The sequence below is a fragment of the Sporofaciens sp. JLR.KK001 genome, from assembly GCF_036941055.1.
GTDB lineage: Bacteria > Bacillota > Clostridia > Lachnospirales > Lachnospiraceae > Sporofaciens.
In genome coordinates this window covers 1-1,134 of sequence record NZ_JAYMNO010000009.1, presented here as the reverse complement: position 1 = coordinate 1,134, position 1,134 = coordinate 1, and the positions used below count along the sequence as shown (strand labels likewise).

The 1,134-nt window shown below is 39.6% G+C and carries 3 protein-coding genes; all 3 read right to left on the bottom strand.

The features are described from left to right. On the bottom strand, positions 1-513 hold a 513-nt coding region (locus VSQ62_RS32280; protein WP_502957900.1), incomplete at its 3' end, for a transposase. Continuing rightward, entirely contained in the window at positions 510-818 is a 309-nt protein-coding gene (locus VSQ62_RS32275; RefSeq protein ID WP_334638786.1) for an AAA family ATPase, read from the bottom strand. The genes VSQ62_RS32275 and VSQ62_RS32280, both read right to left, overlap by 4 nt. Positions 819-1,008: 190 nt before the next feature. Next, positions 1,009-1,125, bottom strand: a complete 117-nt coding sequence (locus VSQ62_RS32270) for an AAA family ATPase (RefSeq protein ID WP_334638787.1) — start codon at positions 1,123-1,125, stop codon at positions 1,009-1,011. Positions 1,126-1,134 lie beyond the last annotated feature (9 nt).

Sequence of the window (1,134 nt, the reverse complement as noted above, 5' to 3'; positions counted from 1 at the left end):
TCCATGCTTACGGGCAGTACGGTTCGCTTCCGTTGGAACGGTCTTTCCTTTATAGCAGTCAAGTACAAATGTTTCATCCAGTTCAGCGATACCAAAAAGAAGAACAGGCTCTTTTTCAAGCATGTCCTGAAGTGCCATAAGAACTTTATGCCTCATATTAAATGCTGTTTGATGAGAAAATCCGAACTTTTCAGCAGAGAAGTCCAGAGATGCACCAACCAATGTGTCATGAATGAAATCGGCCCAAATGGATCGGCTAAAATGCGAATTGGCCGTCAGTGTACCGGTTGAGTGTAGGTAGGTCTTTCCGCATTTATGACAATAGAAACGCTGTTTCCCATTTGCATGACCATACTTGATAACTTTTGAACTCTGACAGTACGGGCATTGGGGTCTGTCATCTAGGCTTTGATTAACGGAAACGATCCCCATTACAAAGTTAATGATGCGTTCCAAGTCCGAGTCACATAGGTTTTTAATGAAATCAAACAGCGTATTGATTTTATCTTTCATATGATTATCACCTCAAAATTCATTAGATAATCATATGATACTACTTTGGGTGTCCCAAAATCTGGACACTCAGCAAGACCAACATATTTTTTGACTAACACCTTATTTTTAATAACTTGCAGGATACCCTTTACAGTGTCCAACATTTCTGTGTAATATCCCTTTTCGCTGGATTTTGCAAGAGGGACATCGTACTCATCTATAATCAGGATCACAGGTTTTCTGTAGTATAATTCCATGAGCTGAGTTAGTTTCAGTAAGCTGTTTTTGATATCTTTCAGATTTGCTTTTTCGGCTGCTATCATAAGAAATTGATTTTGTCCGGGGGATGAATCCGGTCACTGTACGTCAGGTAAATGTGCTTTTTGTATAGCTCTGCAATTACGGATGCAAGCTGTGCGTATGCGTCGGAAAAGTTCAATCCGTGTACACTTTTGAATGTTAAAGATAATGTAGGATATTGATTCATCCAATGCCTGCAAAGGTCTGCATTGTCTATAATAGAGAGTCCGGCGAATAAACTCTTGCTGCTCTTCTGAATGTAAAAAATTCTGACAGCATACTCATACAAAGTGTCTTCCCAAAATGACGGGGTCGTGTAATCAATGTCACTTTTCTATC

Excerpts from the sequence above, each read along its gene's own strand:
- VSQ62_RS32275 (WP_334638786.1), bottom strand. The coding sequence starts at position 818 with ATGATAGCAGCCGAAAAAGCAAATCTGAAAGATATCAAAAACAGCTTA.